The 20,928-nt window shown below is 70.6% G+C and carries 17 protein-coding genes and 1 pseudogene; 7 read left to right on the top strand and 11 right to left on the bottom strand.

What is annotated here, in order from left to right:
* Positions 1 to 388: pseudogene (locus AUL35_RS22590) on the top strand (hypothetical protein); the annotation flags it as partial.
* Between the two features lie 49 nt (positions 389 to 437).
* Here AUL35_RS22590 and katG read toward each other — a convergent pair.
* Positions 438 to 2,714 carry a catalase/peroxidase HPI gene (gene katG / locus AUL35_RS12220; RefSeq protein WP_156417979.1) on the bottom strand — a complete coding sequence of 759 codons (2,277 nt, stop codon included), beginning with the start codon at positions 2,712 to 2,714 and terminating at the stop codon, positions 438 to 440.
* Between the two features lie 227 nt (positions 2,715 to 2,941).
* The gene (locus tag AUL35_RS12225) at positions 2,942 to 3,370 is read right to left on the bottom strand and encodes a plastocyanin/azurin family copper-binding protein (protein WP_192847086.1); all 429 of its coding nucleotides are present in this window, start codon (positions 3,368 to 3,370) and stop codon (positions 2,942 to 2,944) included.
* Between the two features lie 101 nt (positions 3,371 to 3,471).
* Between AUL35_RS12225 and AUL35_RS12230 the strand changes: the two genes are divergently transcribed.
* Positions 3,472 to 4,032 (top strand): cytochrome b, encoded by a 561-nt coding sequence (locus tag AUL35_RS12230; protein ID WP_062015174.1) that lies wholly within the window; start codon positions 3,472 to 3,474, stop codon positions 4,030 to 4,032.
* Between the two features lie 5 nt (positions 4,033 to 4,037).
* Here AUL35_RS12230 and AUL35_RS12235 read toward each other — a convergent pair whose 3' ends face one another.
* On the bottom strand, positions 4,038 to 4,661 hold the full coding sequence (locus AUL35_RS12235; RefSeq protein ID WP_062015176.1) for a DedA family protein: 624 nt from the start codon (positions 4,659 to 4,661) through the stop codon (positions 4,038 to 4,040).
* A 221-nt stretch (positions 4,662 to 4,882) separates the two neighbouring features.
* Here AUL35_RS12235 and AUL35_RS12240 point away from each other — a divergent pair, with 221 nt between their 5' ends.
* From AUL35_RS12240 to AUL35_RS12250, 3 genes are all read left to right on the top strand, one after another.
* Positions 4,883 to 5,842, top strand: coding sequence for a nucleoside hydrolase (locus AUL35_RS12240; RefSeq protein WP_062015178.1), 960 nt, complete (start codon positions 4,883 to 4,885; stop codon positions 5,840 to 5,842).
* 122 nt (positions 5,843 to 5,964) lie between these two features.
* Positions 5,965 to 6,957 (top strand): aldo/keto reductase, encoded by a 993-nt coding sequence (locus tag AUL35_RS12245; protein WP_062015180.1) that lies wholly within the window; start codon positions 5,965 to 5,967, stop codon positions 6,955 to 6,957.
* Between the two features lie 76 nt (positions 6,958 to 7,033).
* Positions 7,034 to 7,816 (top strand): N-formylglutamate amidohydrolase, encoded by a 783-nt coding sequence (locus AUL35_RS12250; protein WP_062015182.1) that lies wholly within the window; start codon positions 7,034 to 7,036, stop codon positions 7,814 to 7,816.
* A gap of 16 nt (positions 7,817 to 7,832) precedes the next feature.
* Here AUL35_RS12250 and AUL35_RS12255 read toward each other — a convergent pair whose 3' ends face one another.
* The 3 genes from AUL35_RS12255 to AUL35_RS12265 are packed head-to-tail and all read right to left on the bottom strand — an operon-like array spanning position 7,833 to position 10,782.
* Entirely contained in the window at positions 7,833 to 9,677 is a 1,845-nt protein-coding gene (locus tag AUL35_RS12255; RefSeq protein ID WP_082666298.1) for a pilus assembly protein TadG-related protein, read from the bottom strand.
* Positions 9,674 to 10,228, bottom strand: coding sequence for a TadE/TadG family type IV pilus assembly protein (locus AUL35_RS12260; RefSeq protein WP_062015185.1), 555 nt, complete (start codon positions 10,226 to 10,228; stop codon positions 9,674 to 9,676). Before AUL35_RS12260 ends, AUL35_RS12255 begins: the two co-directional genes overlap by 4 nt.
* Positions 10,222 to 10,782, bottom strand: a complete 561-nt coding sequence (locus AUL35_RS12265; RefSeq protein ID WP_062015187.1) for a TadE/TadG family type IV pilus assembly protein — start codon at positions 10,780 to 10,782, stop codon at positions 10,222 to 10,224. Before AUL35_RS12265 ends, AUL35_RS12260 begins: the two co-directional genes overlap by 7 nt.
* A gap of 261 nt (positions 10,783 to 11,043) precedes the next feature.
* On the opposite strand from AUL35_RS12265, the gene AUL35_RS12270 reads away from it, so the two are divergent.
* Positions 11,044 to 13,980 (top strand): peptidoglycan-binding domain-containing protein, encoded by a 2,937-nt coding sequence (locus AUL35_RS12270; protein WP_156417972.1) that lies wholly within the window; start codon positions 11,044 to 11,046, stop codon positions 13,978 to 13,980.
* A 54-nt stretch (positions 13,981 to 14,034) separates the two neighbouring features.
* Here the strand turns inward: AUL35_RS12270 and AUL35_RS12275 are convergent, their stop codons facing one another.
* The 4 genes from AUL35_RS12275 to AUL35_RS12285 all read right to left on the bottom strand — a co-directional run bounded on the left by AUL35_RS12275 (position 14,035) and on the right by AUL35_RS12285 (position 18,499).
* A complete protein-coding gene (locus AUL35_RS12275) occupies positions 14,035 to 15,879 on the bottom strand; it encodes a glycoside hydrolase family 15 protein (protein ID WP_244493762.1) in 1,845 nt (614 codons plus the stop codon).
* Positions 15,876 to 16,034, bottom strand: a complete 159-nt coding sequence (locus AUL35_RS22160) for a hypothetical protein (protein WP_156417973.1) — start codon at positions 16,032 to 16,034, stop codon at positions 15,876 to 15,878. The genes AUL35_RS12275 and AUL35_RS22160 overlap by 4 nt, the downstream gene beginning before the upstream one ends.
* A gap of 126 nt (positions 16,035 to 16,160) precedes the next feature.
* Positions 16,161 to 17,729: a GMC family oxidoreductase gene (locus AUL35_RS12280; RefSeq protein WP_062015193.1), complete on the bottom strand. Its 1,569-nt coding sequence runs from the start codon at positions 17,727 to 17,729 to the stop codon at positions 16,161 to 16,163.
* The gene (locus AUL35_RS12285; protein ID WP_062015195.1) at positions 17,726 to 18,499 is read right to left on the bottom strand and encodes a gluconate 2-dehydrogenase subunit 3 family protein; all 774 of its coding nucleotides are present in this window, start codon (positions 18,497 to 18,499) and stop codon (positions 17,726 to 17,728) included. Before AUL35_RS12285 ends, AUL35_RS12280 begins: the two co-directional genes overlap by 4 nt.
* 182 nt (positions 18,500 to 18,681) lie before the next feature.
* On the opposite strand from AUL35_RS12285, the gene AUL35_RS12290 reads away from it, so the two are divergent.
* On the top strand, positions 18,682 to 19,671 hold the full coding sequence (locus tag AUL35_RS12290) for an SDR family oxidoreductase (RefSeq protein WP_062015197.1): 990 nt from the start codon (positions 18,682 to 18,684) through the stop codon (positions 19,669 to 19,671).
* A gap of 44 nt (positions 19,672 to 19,715) precedes the next feature.
* Here the strand turns inward: AUL35_RS12290 and AUL35_RS12295 are convergent, their stop codons facing one another.
* Entirely contained in the window at positions 19,716 to 20,897 is a 1,182-nt protein-coding gene (locus tag AUL35_RS12295; RefSeq protein ID WP_062015199.1) for an L-dopachrome tautomerase-related protein, read from the bottom strand.
* Positions 20,898 to 20,928: the final 31 nt, after the last annotated feature.

The raw sequence follows: 20,928 nt of genomic DNA on the forward strand, positions 1-20,928 counted from the left end.
GGCCCTCTCCGCCTGGCGCGCCGGGCGGCGGCGCGAGGCGCTGGCCGCGGGCGCCCGCTGGGCGGCGGACCGGTTCGTGGAATGGCTCTGCGACTACGGCGAGAGCATGTCGCGCATCGTGCGCGCCTTCGTGATCCTGATCTTCGTCTTCGCCGTGCTCTACGGCCTGGCGGGCGGGCTGGTCCCGACGGGCGAAACGCAGGGCACGCGCCACGCGGTCGACCTCATGAGCTACAGCGCGCTCAACATGATGACCGCCAACCCGCCCGCGATCGGCCTCGATCCCGTCGGCCGCTGGACCAACATCCTGGTCGGCCTTCAAGGGGCGGTCGGCATCATCCTGATGGGCCTCTTCGGCTTCGTGCTCGGCAACCGCATCCGGCGCTGAGGCCCGGAGACCCGCCCCGAAGGGCGGGCCTCAAGTGTCGTTCGAAGGGTCAGCGGGCCACGTCGTAGCGGTCCAGCATCATCACCTTGTGCCAAGCGGCCACGAAGTCGCGCGCGAAGCGCTCACGCGCGTCGTCCGAGGCATAGACCTCCGCGATCTCGCGCAGCTGCGAGTTCGAGCCGAACACGAGGTCGCAGCGCGTGGCCGTGTAGCGCGGCGCGCCGCCCTCGCGCTCGCGCCCCTCGAAGACCTGGCTTGCGCCGTCCACCGGCGACCAGACCGTATCCATCGAGGTGAGGTTGCGGAACACGTCGTTGGTCAGCACCCCGGGACGGTCGGTCAGCACGCCGTGCTTCGACCCGCCATAGGTGATGCCCAGCGCCTTCAGGCCGCCGTGGAGCACCGTCCATTCCGGCGCGGTCAGTGAGAGCAGCATGGCGCGGTCGAGATACAGCTCCTCCGGCGAGACGCGGATGTCGATCGAGCGGTCCTGGTAGTTGCGGAACCCGTCCGAGACGGGCTGCAGCCAGCGGAACTGCTCGACGTCGGTCAGCTCCTGCGTCGTGTCGCGCCGGCCCGGGACGAAGGGCACCGTGATCGGCGTGCCGGCGTCGCGCGCCGCCTTTTCCACGCCCGCACAGCCCGCCAGCACCACCATGTCGGCGAACGAGACGTGGCGTCCGCTACCGGACGCGTTGAAGCGCTCGGCGATCGCCTCCAGCTTCGGGATGACGCGCTCCAGGCGCTCGGGCTCGTTCACCGCCCAGCCGCGCTGCGGCTGGAGGCGGATGCGCCCGCCGTTCGCCCCGCCGCGCTTATCGGAGACACGGTGGGTCGAGGCCGCCGCCCAGGCGACCGCCACGAGGTCGGTGACCGACAGGCCGCTCGCGAGCACCTCTTCCTTCAGGCGCGCGGCGTCGCTCTCGTTGATCGGGGTGAAGTCGAGCGGCGGGATCGGGTCCTGCCAGATCAGGTCCTCGGTCGGAACCTCGGGTCCGAGGTAGCGCACCTTCGGGCCCATGTCGCGGTGGGTCAGCTTGAACCAGGCGCGCGCGAAGGCGTCGGAGAAGGCGTCGAAGTCGTGAAGGAAGCGCTCGCACACCGCGCGGTAGGCCGGGTCCTCCTTCAGCGCGATATCGGAGGTCATCATCATCAGCGGGTTCATCTGGCCCCGGATGTGCGCGTCCGGCGTCCTCGGGGCGTCGGGATCGACCGGCGTCCACTGGATCGAGCCGGCCGGGCTCTTGGTCTTGCGCCACTCGAAGCGGAAGAGGTTCTCGAGATAGCTGTTGTCCCAGCGTGTCGGATCCTGGGTCCAGGAGCCCTCGATGCCGTTGGTCATCGTGAACTCGGCGTTGCCCGAGCCCTCCGGATTGTGCCAGCCGAGGCCCATCGCCTCGATCGGCGAGTTCTCCGGCGCTCCGCCGATGCGGTCGGCCTTGACCATGCCGTGCGACTTGCCGAAGGCGTGGCCGCCCGCGATCAGGGCGACCGTCTCCTCGTCGTTCATCGCCATGCGGCCGAAGGACAGGCGGATGTCGCGCGCCGAATCCAGGGGATCGCCGTTGCCGTTCGGCCCTTCCGGGTCGACGTAGATCAGCGACTGGTGCGTGGCGGCGAGCGGGCTGTCGAGCTCGTAGGTCGCGTCCTTCGGGCCGCCCTGCCAGCGCAGGCCCCGGTTCACCATCTCCTCCGGATGGCCGGCCTTGGGACCGTAGGGCGCCTCGTTCACCGGCTTGCCGTCCCAGCCTTCCGGTCCCCAGTAGGTGGCGCGGTCCGGCTCCCAGGCGTCGATGCGCCCGCCGCCGAAGCCGAACGTCTTGAAGCCCATGACCTCCAGAGCGCAGTTGCCGGTCAGCACCATGAGGTCGGCCCAGGACAGCGCGGCGCCGTATTTCTGCTTGATCGGCCACAGGAGGCGGCGCGACTTGTCGGTGTTGCCGTTGTCCCACCACGAGTTGATCGGCGCGAAGCGCTGCATGCCCTGGCCCGCGCCGCCGCGCCCGTCGGCGATGCGGTAGGTGCCGGCCGAATGCCAAGCCATGCGGATCATCTGCGGGCCGTAGTTGCCGTAGTCCGAGGGCCACCAGGAGACCGAGCTCGTCAGGAAGCGCTTGATGTCGCCCTTCACCGCCTCGAGGTCGAGCGCCTCGAAGGCGCGGGCGTAGTCGACGTCGCGCAAGGGATTGGCCTCGGGCGGGTTCTGGTGGAGGAGCTCCACCTTGAGGCGGTTCGGCCACCAGTGGTCGATCTGCGGCTCCGTGCCGACCGCGCCGCTGATCCGCGTGCCGCCGAACGGGCACACGCCCGTGCCCACGTCATCCATCTTCGTGTCCATGTCATCCTCGCGCGTCGACGGCCGCCCTTCCGCGCGCCGCGCCGGTCATGGCGGGCGGCGTGATGGTCTGGCGGGAAGGGTTCGGCAAGCGTCAGTTAGGCGGCCAACGATCCGTGGCCAGTGCGGCCGGGTCGCAGCCGCTCCGGCTGCGACAACCTGGCCCTCGGGATCGCGCGGGGCGGAGTGCCGTTTCGGCACCCCGCCCGGCGCTTCGGTCAGCCCTTCACGGTGAAGGGCGCCACCATGCCGGCGGCGACGTGGCCCTTGATGTTGCAGATCAGCTCGTAGGCGCCGGGCGCGAGCTTCACCGTCAGCTTGCCGGACTGGCCGGCCTTGAGGTCGGAGACCTCGCCCATGCTCATCAGCTTCTTCTCGTCGACCCGGTTCTTGGCGGGATCGACCTTGAGCGTCTCGCCGGGCTTGTCGAGCTTGATCACCACCATCTCGTGCGGGGTGTTCGCCGCCACGTTGGCGACCTGGAACGTCACCTCGCCGGCCGGCACCTCGCTCTTGTCGAGCTTGATCGCCATCTGCCCGCCGCGCTCGCCCACAAGCTGCACCGAGACGGTCTCGGCCGCGAAGGCCGGCGCGCTGAGAAGCAGGGCGCCGCAGGCGGCCCCGAGAACGACACGGTGAAGCTTCATGATGTTGTCCTATCTTGAAATAAAGGGACAGGATTTACCTTTGCCTGTCACCGCGCCATAAATAGGAAGACAATATTTCCAGATCAGGGCGCCTTCTATACATGTCCGTAATGTTCGACCGCCGCGGCGACACGTCGCCGCCCCGCCCCCTTCCCGCCGCCCTGCGCCGGTTCCACTGGGCGACCGTCGCGCTTCTCGTCGTCATGTTCGCGCTCGCCTGGACGTTCGACGCGCTCGGGCCCAGCCCGGTCAGCGCGACGCTGGTCGACCTTCACCGCTCCTTCGGCCTCCTGATCCTCGCGGTCGTGGCGCTGCGCCTCCTGTGGCGCCTGACCCACCGGGTCGAGCCGCTGGCGGGGGCGGCGCCGCGCTGGGAGCGGTGGCTGGCGTCCGGCGTCCAGGCCGCGCTCTACCTCGCGCTCCTCGCCATGCCGCTCGTCGGCTGGCTAGCCTCCGCCATGGCGGGCGACACGGTGCGCCTCTTCGGCCTCGCCCTGCCGGACTTCGTCCCCATGAACGAGGACCGGAGCGACCGGCTCTTCGAATTCCACGGCTTCCTGGGATGGGTCATCCTGGCGCTTGCCGCGCTGCACGTGCTGGGCGCGCTGCGCCACCACTTCCTGAAGCGCGACGGGCTCCTGAACCGGATGCGGATCGGCTGAGGCTCTCAGCCCGCGCGCGAGCGCCGACGGCTGACGAAGAACCAGCCCAGCGCGGCGAGGAGCGCGAGCACCACGAGGACGTCGGCCACGTGGAAGGCGGTCTTGAGCCGCGGGTCGTTCTCCCAGCCGCTGCCCAGCGACAGGCCGATGGAGGCGAGCGCGTAGCACCAGATCCACGAGCCGACGAAGGTGAAGGCGTGGAAGGTCCAGACGTTCATCCGCGCGATGCCGGCCGGCAGGGCGACGAAGGTGCGCACAACCGGCAGAAGGCGCCCTAGGAAGATGGCGGCGGGGCCGAAGCGGGCGAAGAAGCGGTCGGCCAGCGCGAGCTCGGCCCGCCCGAAGACGGAATGGCGGCTGAACCGCTCCACCATCGCGCGCCCGCCGCGCGAGCCCGCGAGATAGGCCACCGCCGAGCCGAGGTTGCAGCCGATGGCGCCGGCGGTCGCGACGCCAAGAAGCGTGAAGCGCCCCTCGCCCACGAGATAGCCCGCGAAGGGCAGGACGATCTCGGAGGGGATCGGGATGCAGGCCGATTCCAGCGCCATCAGAAGGACGATGCCCGGCAAGCCCCCGGCCGAGATCACCGACACGACGACGCTCGAGATCGCAGCCAGGATGCCGTTCATGGGGGTCGCTCGCCTCTTGTGAATCCGCCCGCCCGGAGGAGGATCGGGCAAGCGGCGCCTTCCTGCGCCACAAACGCCCCGCTTGGAAAGGGGCGGCGCGGGCCGTGGCCTATACGGATCGGTAAGGCCGGCGCACCGCCCGCCTGGATTCGCGGGGCTACCCAAGGTGCCGCGCGCGAGCCATAAGCCGACGCGCCATCCCCCGAAGGACCCGCCCCGCCATGACCGACGCCCCTTCCTCCGCCCTCGTGGTCGACACCGACGGCGGCGTCGACGACGCGCAGGCGCTTCTAATGCTGCTCGGCGCGGGGCGCGTGCCGGCGCTGGTCACGACGGTCTTCGGCAACGTCGCGCTGAAGGCCGCCACGCGCAACGTCCTGGCGACGCTCGCGAGCGGCGGCGCGGGTCACGTGCCGGTGCATCCCGGCGCCGCGCGCCCGCTGCTCGCGCCCCGCATCGAGGCGCGGCACATCCACGGCGAGGACGGGCTCGGCGGCGCGCCGCGCCCGCAGAACCATGCGCCGGCGCGCGAAGAGGGCGCGGTGGACGCCCTGCGCGCGCTTCTGCGCAAGGCCGCGCCCGCCAGCGTCGACCTCCTTTTCCTCGGCCCGCTCACCAACCTCGCCATCCTTCTGTCGCTCGACCCGGGCGTCGCCCACGCCGTGCGCCGCCTCGTGATCATGGGCGGCACGCTGGAGGGGCGCGGCAACACGACGCCGGCGGCCGAGTTCAACATCGCCTCCGACCCCGAGGCCGCGCGCATCGTGCTCACCTCCGGCCTGCCGATCGAGCTCGTGCCCTGGGAGCCCTGCCGCCGCCACGTGATGACCGGCGACGAGATCGAGGCCGTCTTCGCGGGCGCGTCCGACACGGAGGGGCGGCGCTTCTCCGAGGCGCTCGCCCTTCATGCCCGGCGCACCAACGCGTCCTACGGGGCGGGCGACGTCTTCCGCTTCGTGGACCCGCTCGCCGCCGCCCTCCTTCTCGAACCCGCGATCGCGCGGCGCACGAGCCGCGCCTCGCTCGACGTCGTGCTCGGCGAGGGGCCGGGGCGCGGCATGGTGCTGGTGGACCCGAGCGGGCGGCTCGGCACGCCCGAGGTTCTCCTCCTCGAAGAAGCGGACCCGGCACGCCTGCGCGCACTCTTTGCCGCCTCGGTGGATCCCGCGGCCAACGGCTGAGGGCGCCCGCCCGCGATCCGCAGGCACCCAAGGGGTGTTTCCCGTGAAACACCCTCGACAGGGGATCGCCCCGCGCCAGTTGCAGCGCCTCGCATCGGGCGGGACGAACGGGAGAGCTATCCATGAAACAGCGCGACTTCGGGCGCACGGGCTGGCGCGTCGGCGAGATCGGTTTCGGCGCCTGGGCGATCGGCGGCTCCTGGGGTGACGTTTCCGAGGACGACGCGGTGGCGACCCTCCACGCCGCGCTCGACAGCGGCGTCACCTTCCTCGACACGGCCGACGTCTACGGCGACGGGCGCTCCGAGCGCCTGATCGCGCGCGTCCTCAAGGAGCGCGGCGGAGCCGAGCGCCCCGTCGTCGCCACCAAGGCCGGGCGCCGCCTGCAGCCCCACGCGGCGGACGGCTACACGCTCGAGAACCTCGAAGCCTTCGTCGACCGGAGCCTCGGGAATCTCGAGGTCGAGACGCTCGACCTCGTCCAGCTCCATTGCCCGCCGACCGAGGTCTACGACCGGCCCGAGGTCTTCGGCGCGATGGAGCGGCTCGTGGAGAAGGGCAAGATCCGCTTCCACGGCGTCTCGGTGGAGCGCGTCGACGAGGCGCTGGGCGCTATTCGCCAGCCGGGCGTAGCGAGCGTCCAGATCATCTACAACCTCTTCCGCCAGCGCCCGGCCGACGACTTCTTTCCGGCGGCCCGCGCCGCCGGAACGGCGATGATCGTGCGCGTGCCTTTGGCGAGCGGCCTCCTGACGGGCCGCATCGACCGCTCCACGCAGTTCGCGAGCGACGACCACCGCAACTTCAACCGGCACGGCGAAGCCTTCGACGTCGGCGAGACCTTCTCGGGCGTGCCCTTCGAGGCGGCGCTGGAGGCGGTGGAGGCGCTGCGCCCGCTCGTGCCGGAGGGCTCGGGCGGCATGGCGGCCTTCGCGCTGCGCTGGATCCTGATGGAGGACGCCGTCAGCGTCGTGATCCCTGGCGGGCGGCGGGCGGACCAGGCGCGCGGCAACGCGGCCGCCGGCGATCTCGCCCCGCTGCCGGCCGAGACGATGGCGGCGGCGCGCGAGATCTACGGCCGGATCGTCGCGCCGCACGTCCACGCGCGCTGGTGAGGCGCCGGGCGGTGGACAAGCGGGCGGGCGCGGGGCATCAAGCGCCCCGTCCCTCCCCCTCCCCGTCGAGCCGCCCATGACCACGCTTCTCCAGCCCGGCGACCCCGAACCGGTCGGCCTGCTCCGTTCCAAGGCCGCCGCGCCGATCGTGCTTCTGGGCGACCATGCCGGGCGCGCCGTGCCGCAAAGCCTTGGAACCCTCGGCCTGCCGGACGCGGAGCTTTCGCGCCATATCGGCTGGGACATCGGCATCCACGGCGTCTCGACGCGCCTGTCCGAGGCGCTCGGCGCCCCATACGTCTTCCAGCGCTATTCGCGCCTCGTGATCGACTGCAACCGCCGCCCCGGCCACCCGCAGTCGCTCGCGCCGATCAGCGACACGACCGAGGTGCCGGGCAATCTCGTGGTGTCGGACGAGGCCCGCGCGGCGCGCGAGCGCGAGATCTTCCATCCCTACCAGGACGCGGTGGCGGAGCTTTTGGCCACGAGGCGCGCACGGGGTCTTCCGACCGTGGTCTTCGCCATGCATTCCTGCACCGACGCGCTGCGCGCGGACGGCGTCCATCGACCCTGGGAGATCGGCATCCTGGCGGACCAGGACTGGCGCGTCGGCGACGCCCTGATCGAGATCCTGCGCGAGGAGACGCCCTTCACGGTCGGGCGCAACGAGCCCTATGTCGCGAGCGCCCTCAGCGACTACACGATCACCACCCACGCGGAAGGCGCCGGGCTTCCCTATGCCGAGATCGAGATCCGGCAGGACCTCATCGCGACCGACAGGGGACAGGCTGAATGGGCCACGCTCTGCGCCCGCCTGTTTCCCCGCGCGGTGGAGCGCTCTGGCGTCCTGGCGGGCTGAGGGAACCCCGCGTTCGTCAGCGCGCGATGCGCAGGCTGGAGATTTCCTCGGTGATGTCGGCGAAGGCGCGCGTCAGGTCCGCCGAGGAGCGCGCGTCGTAGTAGAGCTTGGCGCCCCGGCCCGTGATGCCGTTGGAGGCGCAGGCCCGCAGGCGGTCCTTGACCGGGCTTCCGTCCTTGAGGTCGAAGGCGATCGCGAAGATCACGATGCCGTCACTGCCATCCTCGTTGCGCCCGTCGGACTTGGCGTTCTCGCAGACTAGGGACATGTTCTCGTTCATCGCCGCGGTGACCTGCGTGATGTTGGCCTGCTTCGCGGTGGTCTTGACGGAATCGAACATGCGGCCGGGCCTTAACTGGCCAGAGTTCGGGAGCTTCGGGTCGCTTTGGAGGATCTGGGCGTAGCCGTAGGTTCCGTAGAGCGAATGCCCGGGGCTCGTCATCTCGACCTGTTGGCCGTTGCTGTAGGACGCATTGTAGGTGTTCTCGCCGTCCGTCATCAGGACCAAGACCTTAAGGTTGTCAGGGGTCTTTGCAGGTTTTCCCTCCGGAAACGGCTCGCGTGAACTGAGCGTGCGCCACCCCCAGGCCACGCCCTCCATGATGTTGGTGCCTCCCGATGCGACCATTCCGGAAATGGAGGAGAGGATGGTGGATTTCGTCTTGGAGAGGGGAGTGACGGGCTGTGTGTTGCAGACGAAGTCAGGCCCGGTGACGTAGTTGGCCGTGTTCTTCTGTCCGGTGAAGTAGCGGTTCATATCACGTTGCTTGAGGATCGCGTCCCTGTCGCTTCGAATGGTGTTGTCTGCCTTGATCCAATCATTCCCGAGGTTGGATGACATGTATGCCCAGTAGGCTTCCGCCGGCGCGAAGGTTGGAACGAAAAGCGTCGAAGGGTTGCGCTGCGTCGGTGCATCGTCGGTCACGGCGTAGCCGTTGGGCCGCGACATAACGCAACCGGGCCAGCTGCCTGCTCCCACCGCATGATCATAAAGGTAGAAGCGGGTCAGCGCCTCCGTGCCGGGCAGCACCGTGAGACCGCTCGGGATCGTCTTCACCCAATACGGCGAGCCATAAGCATCGAACACCTGGATGGCTTTCGGAAGCTTGCCGTCCGTCCAAGTCGACCAGTCGAAATCGTCGTGATGTTCCGGCGAGACGCCTTTCGTATCCATCCAGGAGGCGGAAGCGTACTTCGTCCCCACGTTCACCGCGCCCGAAAACGGCACCACCGAGATCGAGACAGGATACTGGACGTTGGAGGAGCTCGTCGCCATCATCTGGTTGACGAGATTGGTGGTCGCGGTCTTCAGCGTCGAGATCTTGCTCGTGCCGCCGCCCGTCGGCGGATCCTTCATCGAGCCCGAGTTGTCGAGCACCAGCGCCAGCTCGATCGAGCGGTTCTGGATCACGATCTCGCTCTCGCGCTGCAGCGTGCGCGAGCTCTGGACGTCGCCCCCGATCAGGCGCTGGATCGCGGGCCCGAAATACTGCGGCACCTGGCGCTCGGCCGAGACCTTGAGCACGTTGTTGCCGTTCTCCAGCACCACGCCGTCGAAGCTGAACGTGGTCGGCATGGCAGTGTTGGTGCCGAGATTGCTGTTGAAATAGCCTTCGGCGATCCGCTTCAGCTCGTCCTTGTTCTGCGTCCGACCGTATTCCTTCGCGGCGGCCAGGGCGCCGGCGTCGAGCGCGTGCTGCAGCGCGACCCCTTGCGCCTGCAGGTTCGTCATGTCGACCGCCACCCCCGTGGCGGCGACGAGCACGGGGGCGCAGATCGCGAAGATCATCGCGACGTTGCCGCGCCGGTCGGTTGCCAGACGCCGCAAAGACAAGAGGGCAGCAAACGAGCGCCGGTTCATTGGGGCGTGACCTCCGAGCTCTTGCGCGGGCGGTAGAGTGCGGTCTTCTCCAGCGTCACCGGTCCGATGATGCCGCCGTAGCCGATGACCGGCCGGTAGGCGTAGGTGGCGGTGGAAACGACGAAGTAGCTGTCGGTGAATCCCGACAGGCCGGTGGGAATCGTGAACGTGGCTCCGGCCGCGTCGGGCGTCGCGCTGCCGCTCACCTTCGACCAGTGAACCGTGCCCTTGCCGTTCGCATCGACCCGGACCGCCGTCACCTTGATGGCGAGCGGCGCGATGGCGAAGGGGTTCATCACCGCCGAGGAGATGGCGAAGATGTTGTTCATCGAGGTCGTGTCGATGGTCTTCACCCGCGTGACGAGGTTGCCGACCGTGTCGGCCGTGGCGGCCACCTTGGCGTCGGCGTTCAGGAACTGCGTCAGCTCCGCCGTGCCGAGATAGAAGACCAGCATCACGGGCAGGATGAGCGCGAACTCCACCGCCGCGACCGCCCGCCGGTCGCGCCAGAAGCGCCGCGCCACGCGAACCGGGCGCGGCGCCCTCAGCACGTCGATCTCGTCGAGGCGGCCGTGCCGAACGGCTCGTTCATGAAGGCGGCCATCGCGAAGATCGTCGCGTTGCCGTTGGTGTCTTCCGCCAGCTTCTGCAGGAACCCGGTGACCCAGGGCCACGCGTAGAAGGCCCGGACCACGGTGATGTTGTCCTGGGCGCCGGGATCGAAGCAGAAGCCCGTGTCGTCGACGTCACCGAGCTTGAAGGGCACGTCGGTCGGGATCGCGCCGAAGGTCGGGTAGGTGCGCATGTCGATCTTCAGGCGGTCGCAGGACAGAAGGAACGACACGTCGGCGCACAGCTCCGACCGGAACGTCGCGGGCGTGATGTCGCGCGTCTGCATCTGGCCGGTCAGCACCTCGCGGGCCGCATGATCCACGGCGTTGCGCAGGACGACGTTCGCACCCGACACGATCGCCGTCTCGATCGAGGCGAAGAGGACGAAGAAGAAGGGAAGCGCGATCAGCGCGAACTCGATCGCCGCCGCTCCACTCCGGTGACGTGCGAATGTTCGCAGGAGACCTTCGCGTCTGGGAATGCTGGCCGTCATTCCGGCAGTTAAAGACGCAGCCGTTACCAGTTTCTTGAATCCGACCCTCTGATTGTCGGCAGCGGTCGGTTTCGACGCCATCCTACGCCGTGGGACCGGGCGGATGTCCGGAACGGGACTCTACGGCGACGGGCGCACCACCCGTCGAGGATCGATCGCCTCGATAGGAGGGTTGAATTTGTCCGCCGCAGCGCCCTTGGAGATTGTGGCGGACCTGCTATCCTTGCCCCGGGCTTGCCACATTTTCAGCGGGGTTCGGCGGTGCGGACGATGGTCGGGGCAGGTCTTGCCGCGTGGCTGCTGACGGGCGCCCTGGCGTCGCCCGCCAAGGCGGAAGGAAACTTCGCCGGTTTCATCGGCGCGGTTCTGCGGGAGATGGCGACGGAGGGCGAGCGCCCGGTGCCCCGGCGCAACGCGGCGCCTGCCCGGCGCGCGCCGGTGAGCGACAAGCGCTGGCTGGTGATCGCCAGCCGCGAGGGGCCGGAAGAGGCCGTGGCGCTCGCCGAAAGCTTCGGTCCGACGCTCGGGCCCACCCTCGTCATGCTCAGCCGCAACGGTCGCTACGCGGTTCTGGCCGGAACGCTCGCCAAGGATCGCGCGAAGATCAACCTGGAGACGCTGAAGGCCATTCGGCTGATCCCGCAGGACAGCTTCCTGTCCGACGGCCGGAACCTCGAGCGCGTCGTCTGGCACTCATTTCCCGAGAACAGCTCGCTCGACCTGATGACGCGCCCCGCCTACCGGCAGTCGGTCCGCCGCCTCCAGGCCTCGTTCCACCGCCTCGGCCTCTATGACGGGCCGGTCGACGGGCTGATCGGTGTCTCCACGGCGGACGCCTTCGCGCGCTTCGAGACGCGCTTCGGCACGCCCGGCGGCGAGCGGCTGGACGACTATGCGCTCGCCCGGATCGAGGAGACGGCGGTGGACGGCTTCGGCTCGCCCACGGAGCGCATGGCCGCGCAGGCCGGCGGCTTCGCGGACGCGGCGAGCTTCGGCGAGGCGCGGGCCGGCGGCTTTCCGTCCGCCTCGAGCTTCAACGAGGCCCGCGCCATGGGCTTTCGAACCCGGCAGGACTTCGACGACGCGGTGGCCGGCGGCTTCCGCTCGAGCGACGAGTTCGTGCGCGCCCGGGCCGGCGGGTTCCAGAGCGCCAGCGCCTTTTCCGAGGCGCGGCGCGAGGGTTTCGACACGGCGCGCGAGTTCAAGGCCTTCCGCGCCTCCGGCTTTCGCGACGCGTCGGCCTTCCGCGAGGCGGCGCGCGCGGGCTTTGGCGACGAGGCGAGCTGGCGCGCGGCGCGGGCCAAGGCCCTGAAGGACGCGCGCGAGACCGCCGACGCCAGGCTGTCGGATGCCGACGCTTTCCTGCGCCTCAACCCCGGGAGCGCGAACCTCCTGTCGATCGCCAAGGCTGCGGCCGAGCTGAAGGCGGCGAGCGGCACGAGCGATCCCGACGCCGTCACCGCCGCGACCGCCCGGCTCGGCGACGCGCTGGCGGCGGAGGGCGGGTTCGCCGCCTTCGCCGCCCAACGCGCGGCGGAGCGGGAGGCGGCAGAAAACCTTCGTCGCGACGAGCTCCGCACCGTGCTGGAGCGCGACCGGGCGGGCCTGTCGGCCTGGGTCGCCGCCCATCTCACGGCGCCCGCGCTTCCCGACGTCGTGGCCGAACTCGACCGGCTCGGCCGCGACCGGGAAAGTCCCGAGATCGCGACGCTCGACGAGGCGCACCGGCGCGTCGGGGCGCTCCTGCGCGAGAAGGGCCTGGAAGCGCAGGTCGAGCTCCTGCAACGCCCGGCCGCCGTCTCGCCGCAAGCCGAGGCGGGCGGCGCGCTCGCCAAGGCCGTGGTCCGCACGCCGCTCAACGCCGTTCTTCTCGAGGGCGGGCGCGAGGAGGTCGTGGTGCTTTATAACGCCGACCCACGCGCCCCCTCGCTCAGCCGCAACCTTCGCGGCGACTTTTCCTTCCGCACCGGCACGGCCGCGCTCTGCACGCTCGGCGTGGAGCGCACCGCCGCCCTTCGCGGCGCGCTGGAGGCGGCGCTGGCCCCGAGCGGGGCGCAGACGCTCGACCTCGCGGAGGCCGATTGCGCGAGCCGCGACCTGGCGGAGCGCGATCTCCTGATCCTGGAGCGCGGGCGCTTCCTGGATGCGCCGACCGCCTTCGCGGTGCCGGTGCTGGAAGCGCTGGAGGCGGGACGCCTGCGGCCCTATCCCGCCCTTGCCTTTGCGGAACTGCGCGGGCGGGTCGAGGCCGACGAGGCGCTGGCGGGCGAGATCGAGCGCGACCTGCAGGGCGGCGGACGGGCGGGCTTCGGCGCGGTGCTCGCGCGGCGCGGCGCGGTTTGCGCGGTGGAGGCCGAGCCGCCCGCCCTGCACGAGCCGACCCTGCGCGAAGTGGCGCGCCTCGCCCACCGGGGCGCGGGCGAGCTGCCGATCCGCCCGATGTCGGCGGAGGATGCCTTCCAGGCGGCCCGTCGCGGCGAATGCGGTGCGATCTACGCCGAGGGGCCGACGCTCGCCTCGGTGAGGGAGGCGCTTCTGCGCGAGAACGAGACCGTGGCCGTCGCCCCCGTCTGGCTGGCGCCCAAGGCGATCGAGGAGCGCCGCGCCACGCTGGCGCAGGAGGAGGACGCCCGGCGGGCGAGCGCGGAGGCGCGCCGTCTGGCCGCCGACGCCGAGCGGGCCGACGCCGAGCGGACGCGGCAGCGGCTCGCGGAAGGTGCCGAGGCGCGCGAGCGGGAGCTGCGCGCGCGGCACGCAACCGAGGCGGCGACACTTCTGAACCGCTTCGCACCCCTGATCGAGCACTTCGTACGCGGCGACGGCTTGCCCGCCGATCGCAACCGGCTGGCGGCGCTGTTCCCGCAATTCGCCGCGTGGCGCGACGGCCTGTCGGCCGACGCCTGGGAGCCGATCGAGACCAAGAGCACGCTGGTCGACTACGGCATGGCGCGCTGGCAGGGCCGCGCCGTCGAGGCGGTCGCGCTGGAGACACGCGTGCGCACGCAAAGCCGCGAGCGCGGCGCCTATGCGGACCACTGCTTCCGCTTCGCCGTGGTCGCGGACGCCGAGTTCAGCATGGACCGCGACCCGTTGGAAACCGATTGCGACGCGGGCGAGGAGGACTTGGGAAAGTGGGCGCTCGGCCATGAGCTGGCGAGCCGCTGGCGCGCGCGCGCAGAGGCGTCCGCGACACCCTGAACCTCAGCCAGGGCCTTGGCCGAGGCGCGTCTTCGCCTCGGCCGGAAAGCGGCTTCAGACCGCGTGGCCCGACAGCGTCGCGGCGGCCTGGATCAGGGCGAGGTGCGTCAGCCCCTGCGGCATGTTGCCGAGAAAGGCGTGGGTGCGCGGGTCCATCATCTCGGGCAGCGTTCCCGCGCCCTTGCCGTGGTCGAGCACCCTGGCGAGCGCCTCGAAGCGCTCTCTGGCCTCGTCCTGGTGCCCCAGCAGCGCCAGCGCCTCAATCACCCAGAACGAGCAGGCGATGAAGCAGCCCTCGTCCGCCTCCACGCCGTTGTAGCGGTGGTGCAGCGCGCCGCGGCCGAGGTCGCGGTCGATGGCGCGGATGGTCTTCTCCAGCCGGTCGCGCCCGTCGAAGCCGAAGCGCACCGCGAGCGCGAGGCTGGCGTCGAGCTTCGAGGTGCCGGGATACATCGTGTAGGCCTGCAGCTCCTCGGACCAGCAGTTCTCCTCGATCCAGCCAAAGATGCGGTCGCGCGCCCGCTCCCAGCGCGGGCGGCAGGTGCCGGGAATGTGGCCGCCCTCGGCCAGTTCCACGGCGCGCGCCAGCGCCTGCCAGGCGCTGATCTTCGACATGGTGTAGTGCTCGAGTTCCTCGAGCTCCCAGATGCCTGCGTCCTTCTGGCGCCATTGCTCGGCGCACAGATCGGCGGTCTCGGCCAGGATGCGGCCCGAGTTCGGGTCGAGCACGTGTCCCGCCGCCACGAAGCGCGCGGCGGTCTCCATGATGTCGCCGTAGACGCCCAGCTGCAGCTGATCGGCGGCCTGGTTGCCGCTGTGGACCGGGCTGGAATTGCGATAGCCCGGCAGGTCGATCTCCCGCATCTCGCCGAGCAGGCGCCCGTCGAGCCGGTAGCAGACCTTCGGCCCGTGCTCGCCCAGCCGCTTGATCAGCCAGGCGAGCGCGGCCTTGGCCTCGCTCATCGCGCCGATGCGCATGAAGGCCTTGATCGTGTAGGAGGCGTCGCGCACCCAGGCGTAGCGGTAGTCGTAGTTCTTCGGTCCGCCGATGCCCTCGGGCAGCGAGGTGGTTGCGGCCGCCGCGATGGCGCCGGTCGGCGAGTAGAGAAGAAGCTTCAGCGCCAGCGCCGAGCGCAGGACCAGCGGGCGATACAGCCCGTCGTAGCGGATGCCGCGCGACCACTCGCACCATTCGTCGTGGGTCGTGTCGAGGCGCGCGTCGATCGTCTCGATCGGCTCCACCACGAGCGGCTCGTTCTCGCCGGCCAGGATCGCCACGAGCTCGCGCCCGCCCGCCGCGACCTCCAGCGTGCCCCGGACGCCGTCGTCGGTCTCCTCGTCGACAGCGACGCCATCGCTCACGCGCAGCAAGCCCATCACCTCGCCGGCATGGAAGGTCGTAGCGTTCGAGTTGGTCTGGATGAAGGGGCAGATCGAGTCCGCCCGCGTTCCGAAGCGCAGGTGGAAGGCGAGGCGCACATGGCCCGCCACCCCTTCCACGCGCCGCGCCAGCTCCACCCAGGGCAGGCGGCCGGCGCTGGACGAGTTCAGCGCCTCGACCACGCGCACGCGCCCGCTCATGGTCGTGTACTCGGTCTCCAGGACGTTGGAGTCCTCGCGGTAGCGGCGCGTGGCGGTGAAGGGCTCGTCGGGGGCCAGCACGAAGCAGCCGCCTCGCCTCTCGTCGAGCAGGCGGTCGAAGAGCGGCGGCGTGTCGAGGTTGGGCGCGCACATCCAGTCGATCGAGCCGTCGATGCCGATCAGCGCCACGGTGCGCCCGTCGCCGATCGCGGCATAGGATTCGAGCGGCAGGAAGCCGTCGCGCCGGCGGTCGGCGGCGGGGTTCTCGCTCGCCGTCTCCTCGCACATCGCGCCGTCGGCGGGGGCATCGTCCCTCATGCGCTTGCCCGCCCGACCAGGAAGACCCGCTCCGCCGCCGCGCGCTCGGCCGCCTCGCGCGCCCCGCCGCCGGCCGTCAGCTCGCGCACGGCGTCGCGAAATCGCTCGATCTCGCAGGGCGAGGGGCGCAGGACGAGGTTGAAGCGGAGGGTCATCCGGTCTCGAAGGTCGGGGTCGTGAAACATGGCCGGACCGAAGTGGCGCGGCAGCGGGGTTTGTCAGGCTCGGCGCGACACTTTCGCATCGCGTCGATCCGGCCTCGGGTCAGGTCGGGAACGGCGTCACGCGCGTGCGCGCCCCGCCCCGCCGTTCGCCAGGAACCGGTCGGCGGTGCGCAGCGACAGGGCCATGATGGTGAGCGCGGGATTGGCCGCGAGCGAGGACGGGAAGACCGAGTTGTCGCAAATCCAGAGGTTCTCGATCTCGTGCGAGCGGCCGGCGTCGTCCACCACCGAGCGCTCGGGGTCGTGCCCCATGCGGCAGGTGCCGATCGTGTGGGCCGTGCGCTCTAGGACCCAGATGTCGGTGGCGCCCGCCGCCTCCCAGATGCCGCGCATGAAGCGGACCGAGTGGTCGCGGATGGCCCGCTCGTTCTCCTGATAACTGTAGCGGATCAGCGGCTTGCGCAGCCCCGTCGCGTCGCGCTCGTCGGCGAGCGTGAGATAGTTGTCCTCGTGCGGCAGGCCCTCGCCGTTGATGCCGATGCCCGCCGTGTGGTTGTAGCGGTCGAGATAGCGCACGAGGTCCTCGCCCCACAGGCCGCGCCCGCGCGCCACCTGGTCGGCGAAGGTACCGAGGACGACGCCGAGGCTTTGCACGAGGTAGCCGCCCGCGAAGTTCGCGTCGGTCGGCCGCAGCATGTCCTCGGTGATCATGGCCGAGGGATAGCCCTTGTTCATGCGCATCTCGCGCTCGAACGTGCCCCAGACCTGCGTCGCGACATGCGCGGTGTAGTGCTTGCCGACCTGCCCGTTGCGGTTGGCGAGCTCGGCGTTGAGGAGGAGGCGCGGCGTCTCCACCGCGCCCGCGCACAGGAACACGGCGCGGCAGGGCTGGCGCATCTCCCGGTCGCCCTGGCGATAGACGACGGCGGTGATGCGACCCTCGCGGTCGCGCTCGAAGCCGGTGGCGAAGCATTCGGGCCGGATCTCGGCGCCGCGCCGCACGGCCATCGGCAGGTAGGTCACGTCCATCGAGGCCTTGGCGCCGTTGCGGCAGCCCTGGTGGCAGTATCCGCAATTGGCGCAGGCGTGCCGCAGCGGCCCTTCCTGCTGCTGGAAGTCCTGCGAGACGGCGGCGACGGGCCCGTCGTCGATGCGGAGGCCGAGCTTGGCGCAGCCGTCCGCCATGGCCTGCGCCGGCGCGTTGCGCTTGACCGGCGGCAGCTTGTAGCGCCGCGTCTCGTCGAAGACATAGCGCGCCGGACCCGACACGCCGATGAAGCTTTCGACCTCCTCGTAGTAGGGCACGAGCTCGCGATGCTCGATCGGCCAGTCCTCGCCGAGGCCGGTCTCGGTGCGAAGCTTCAGGTCGCGCGGGTCGGCGCGCGGCACGTAGGCGCCCCAGTGCAGCATCGAACCGCCGACGCCGATGCCGCTGTTGTTGGCGCCGAAGGCCTCGGGCGTGCGCCCGCCGCTGACGCGCTCGTTCATCCAGTAGAGGTCGGAGGAAAGGGTCTCGTCGGCCGCGAACTCCTCCGGGTCGCGGTTGCGTCCCGCCTCCAGCGCCACGACGCTGAGCCCCTTGGCCGCCAGCCGCGCCAGCAGCGGCGAGCCGCCCGCGCCCGTGCCGATCACCACCGCGTCCACGATCTCGCTCGCGCCGTAGCGCTTCATGCCGGAAAGGTTCATCGTGCGGTCTCCTCGGCCGTACCCTCTGGCTCGAAGGCCTCGCGCTCGGCTTCTCCTCTCGGCTCGAAGGCTTCGCGCTCGGCTTCTCCTCTCGGCTCGAAGGCTTCGCGCTCGGCTTCTCCTCTCGGCTCGAAGGCTTCGCGCTCGCCGATGCCCACATGCTGGAAGCCGGCAAAGGCCGCCCCGCCAGGTCCCCCGTTGGCGATGCCGGAATAGCCGATCCGGGCCATGACGGCGGGGTGGGCGACGAAGATACGCACGGCGTCCGAGCGCAGCTCCTCGAACCAGAGCGTCATCTGCTTCGGCGAGAAGCGGTCTTCGGCCTCGATGCCGGCCTCCCCGTCCGCGATCCGGCGCAGGAGTGCGTCGATCTCCTGCGGCGAGAGCTCCGCGAAGGCCCGTCCGTGACGGTCACGGGCCAGCGCCTCCAGCGTGTCGAGACCGACCTGGTAGGCTTCCGGATCGGTCGGCAGCGCCTCGTAGCGCCAGCCGTTGCCGGTAGCCTCCGCCATCATCGTGTCGATGCGCGCGGCCAGATCGATCGGCGCGTCGCCCTTCTGCGGGATGATGCGGGCGAGCGCGGCGCGTAAGCTCGCGAGCTGCGTCTCGTTCATGGTCTGCGGCCGGTATTCCGGATCGTCGGGTTGCGCTCGCTTCACCAGCGCCTCGCGCAGCCGCTCGCTGACGCGTTCGGGCGAGGCGATCAGCTCGGCATAGGTCGCCGGCACGTTGGGAAGGGCCGCGGGGGCCGGACGGAAATGTTCGTTCATCGGGGCGGTCCATTCGGCGCGACACTTGGCCGGCTATCTGGTTGGAAGCACCCCAACGACAACGCAGCGCAACAAGTTGCCGCATCGTCTCACGATGTCGGGTCCTTGCGCCGATGCAACCTTCGCGAGCCTCCCGCGCTTCCCGCCCCGCAACGGATTTCAGACGGGACACGGGAACAGGCATGACGAAGACGGTTGTGATCACCGGCGGCTCGGCCGGCATCGGGCTCGCCGCCTCCGAGCGCTTCGCGCGCGAGGGCTGGCAGGTCGCGGTGGTGGCGCGCCACGAGGGACGACTCAAGGAGACCGAGGCGCGGCTGCGCGCGATGGGCGTCAAGGCACTGGGCATCGAGGCCGACGTAGCCGACGAAAAGGCCATGTTCGACGCGGCCGCGCGCGTCGAGCGCGAGCTCGGCCCGATCGACGTCTGGGTCAACAACGCCATGTCCAGCATCGTGGCCCCGGCGTGGGACGTGTCGGGCGACGAGTACCGCCGGGTCACCGAGGTCACCTATCTCGGGCAGGTCTTCGGCACGCTCGCGGCGCTGAAATACATGCGCGCGCGCCGTCGCGGCACGGTGATCCAGATCAACTCGGTGATCGGCATCCGCGCCTTCCCGCTCCAGACCCCTTACGCCGGTGCCAAGGGCGCGGCGATGAACTGGACCAACGGCTTGCGCGCCGAGCTCGCCCACGAGCGCCTGCCCATCGAGATCTCGACGATCTATCTGCCGGCCGTGAACTCCACGCAGTTCGACGGCTGGGCGCGCAACCGCACCGGCAAGCGCCAGATCGCACCCGATCCGGTCTACGATCCGCGCCTGGCCGCCAACGCCATCTTCTTCGCCGCCGAGAATCCGCGTCGCGACATCTGGGTGGGCCGCACCACGATCCTGGGCGCGATCGTCCAGCGCCTCTGGCCCAAGGGCGGCGACATGGTGGCCAAGAGCGGTTGGGACGGCCAGCTCGGCGAGCCGATGGGCGAGATCGAGGGCAACCTCTTCAAGCCGGCCGAGGGCAGCGCCCGGATCGACGGCCCGAGCGGCGACCGCACGCTCTCCTCGCGCCACACCTATCTCACCAGCCGCCAGCGCGACGCGGTGGTACTGGGGGGCCTGGCGCTCGTGGCGGCCGGCGTCGCCCATCTCGTGGCCAGACGCACCGGGATCTAGCGGCTTTTTCGGGGCCGGCGGGCGACCGCCGCCGGCCCAGCGCCTCAGGCCGGATCGGCGTCGATGCGCAGGCGCAGGATGGCGTAGGGCGGCGTCTGTAGGTCCTCGCCGCCGTTGTACTCGGGCCGGCGGTTCACCTGCGCGCCCGAGACGTAGAGCCAGCGGTCGGGCGTGATCGAGATCGTGTCGGCCCACACGAGGCGCGGGTCGGAGCCGAGCACCTCGATCCGCCCGTCCGGGTGGCGGCGGGCAAGCGCGTTCTGCTCCTGGAGCGTCAGGTAGACGCGGTCCTGGCTGTCGCTCGACAGCCCGCCCGTCATGCCCTTCTCCCCGAGATCCTCGACGCTCGCCGCGACATCGGCGTCGGTGGCGTTCTCGTCGAGCAGCAGCGCCGCGTCCACCGCGTAGAGCCGGCGCGCCATGAGGGGCGCGTAGTAGAGGCGCGCGCCGTCCGGCGACAGCGCGATGCCGTTGGCGCCCCCTTGCGGGCTCTTCGGCGTGGCATCCGGGGTCGGACGCTGCATCACGGGCCGCGCCTCGACGAACTTCACCACCTTTTCCTGCGACTTCGTGCTCGGATGCTCGGCGAGACGCCGCACGCAGCGGCCCGTCTCGAGATCCACCGCCACGATCGCGCCCTGACCGTCCTGGCCCTGGTCGGTGATGAAGGCGCGGTTGCGCCGGGCGTCGACGCGCAGGTCGTTCAGCGAGGAGGTCGGCTCCACCGCCGGGTCGAGCGGCAGGACGCGCCGCACCTCGTTGGCGGCGAGGTCCACCTCGATCAGCTTCGCCCCGCCCTTCACGGGCGCGCCCTTGCCCTCCGGCAGTCCGGCGTCGAGCAGCCACATCCGCCCCTCGACGCCGAAGACGCCATTCGGCACGTGGAACATCGAACTCTGCGGCTCGTCGCGGTCGATCCTGTTCAGCGCCTCGCTGGGATAGGCGACGACGCGCCCACCCTCCAGGACCTCGCCGACCGTGATCGGCTCGCGCCCGGTAAAGCGCGGCATCATCAGGAAGACGCGGCCCTCGGCGGTCACCGCCAGCCCGGTCGGGGTCGAGGGCGCGTCCGCGAGATAGGCGAGTTCCATCTCGCCGGCGGGGCGCGCGGAGCTCGCCTCCTGCCCCTGGACGGCGCCCGGCGCGGGTGGACTCGTCTGCGCGCGGGCGGCAAGCGGCGTCGCGGCGGCTGCGGCGGAGAGGGCGAGGAAGCGGCGTCGGATCATGGGGTCGGCCTCGAGGGGGAAAACGGGAGAT

Origin of the sequence: Aureimonas sp. AU4, assembly GCF_001463765.1 — a bacterium.
Classification (GTDB): domain Bacteria; phylum Pseudomonadota; class Alphaproteobacteria; order Rhizobiales; family Rhizobiaceae; genus Aureimonas.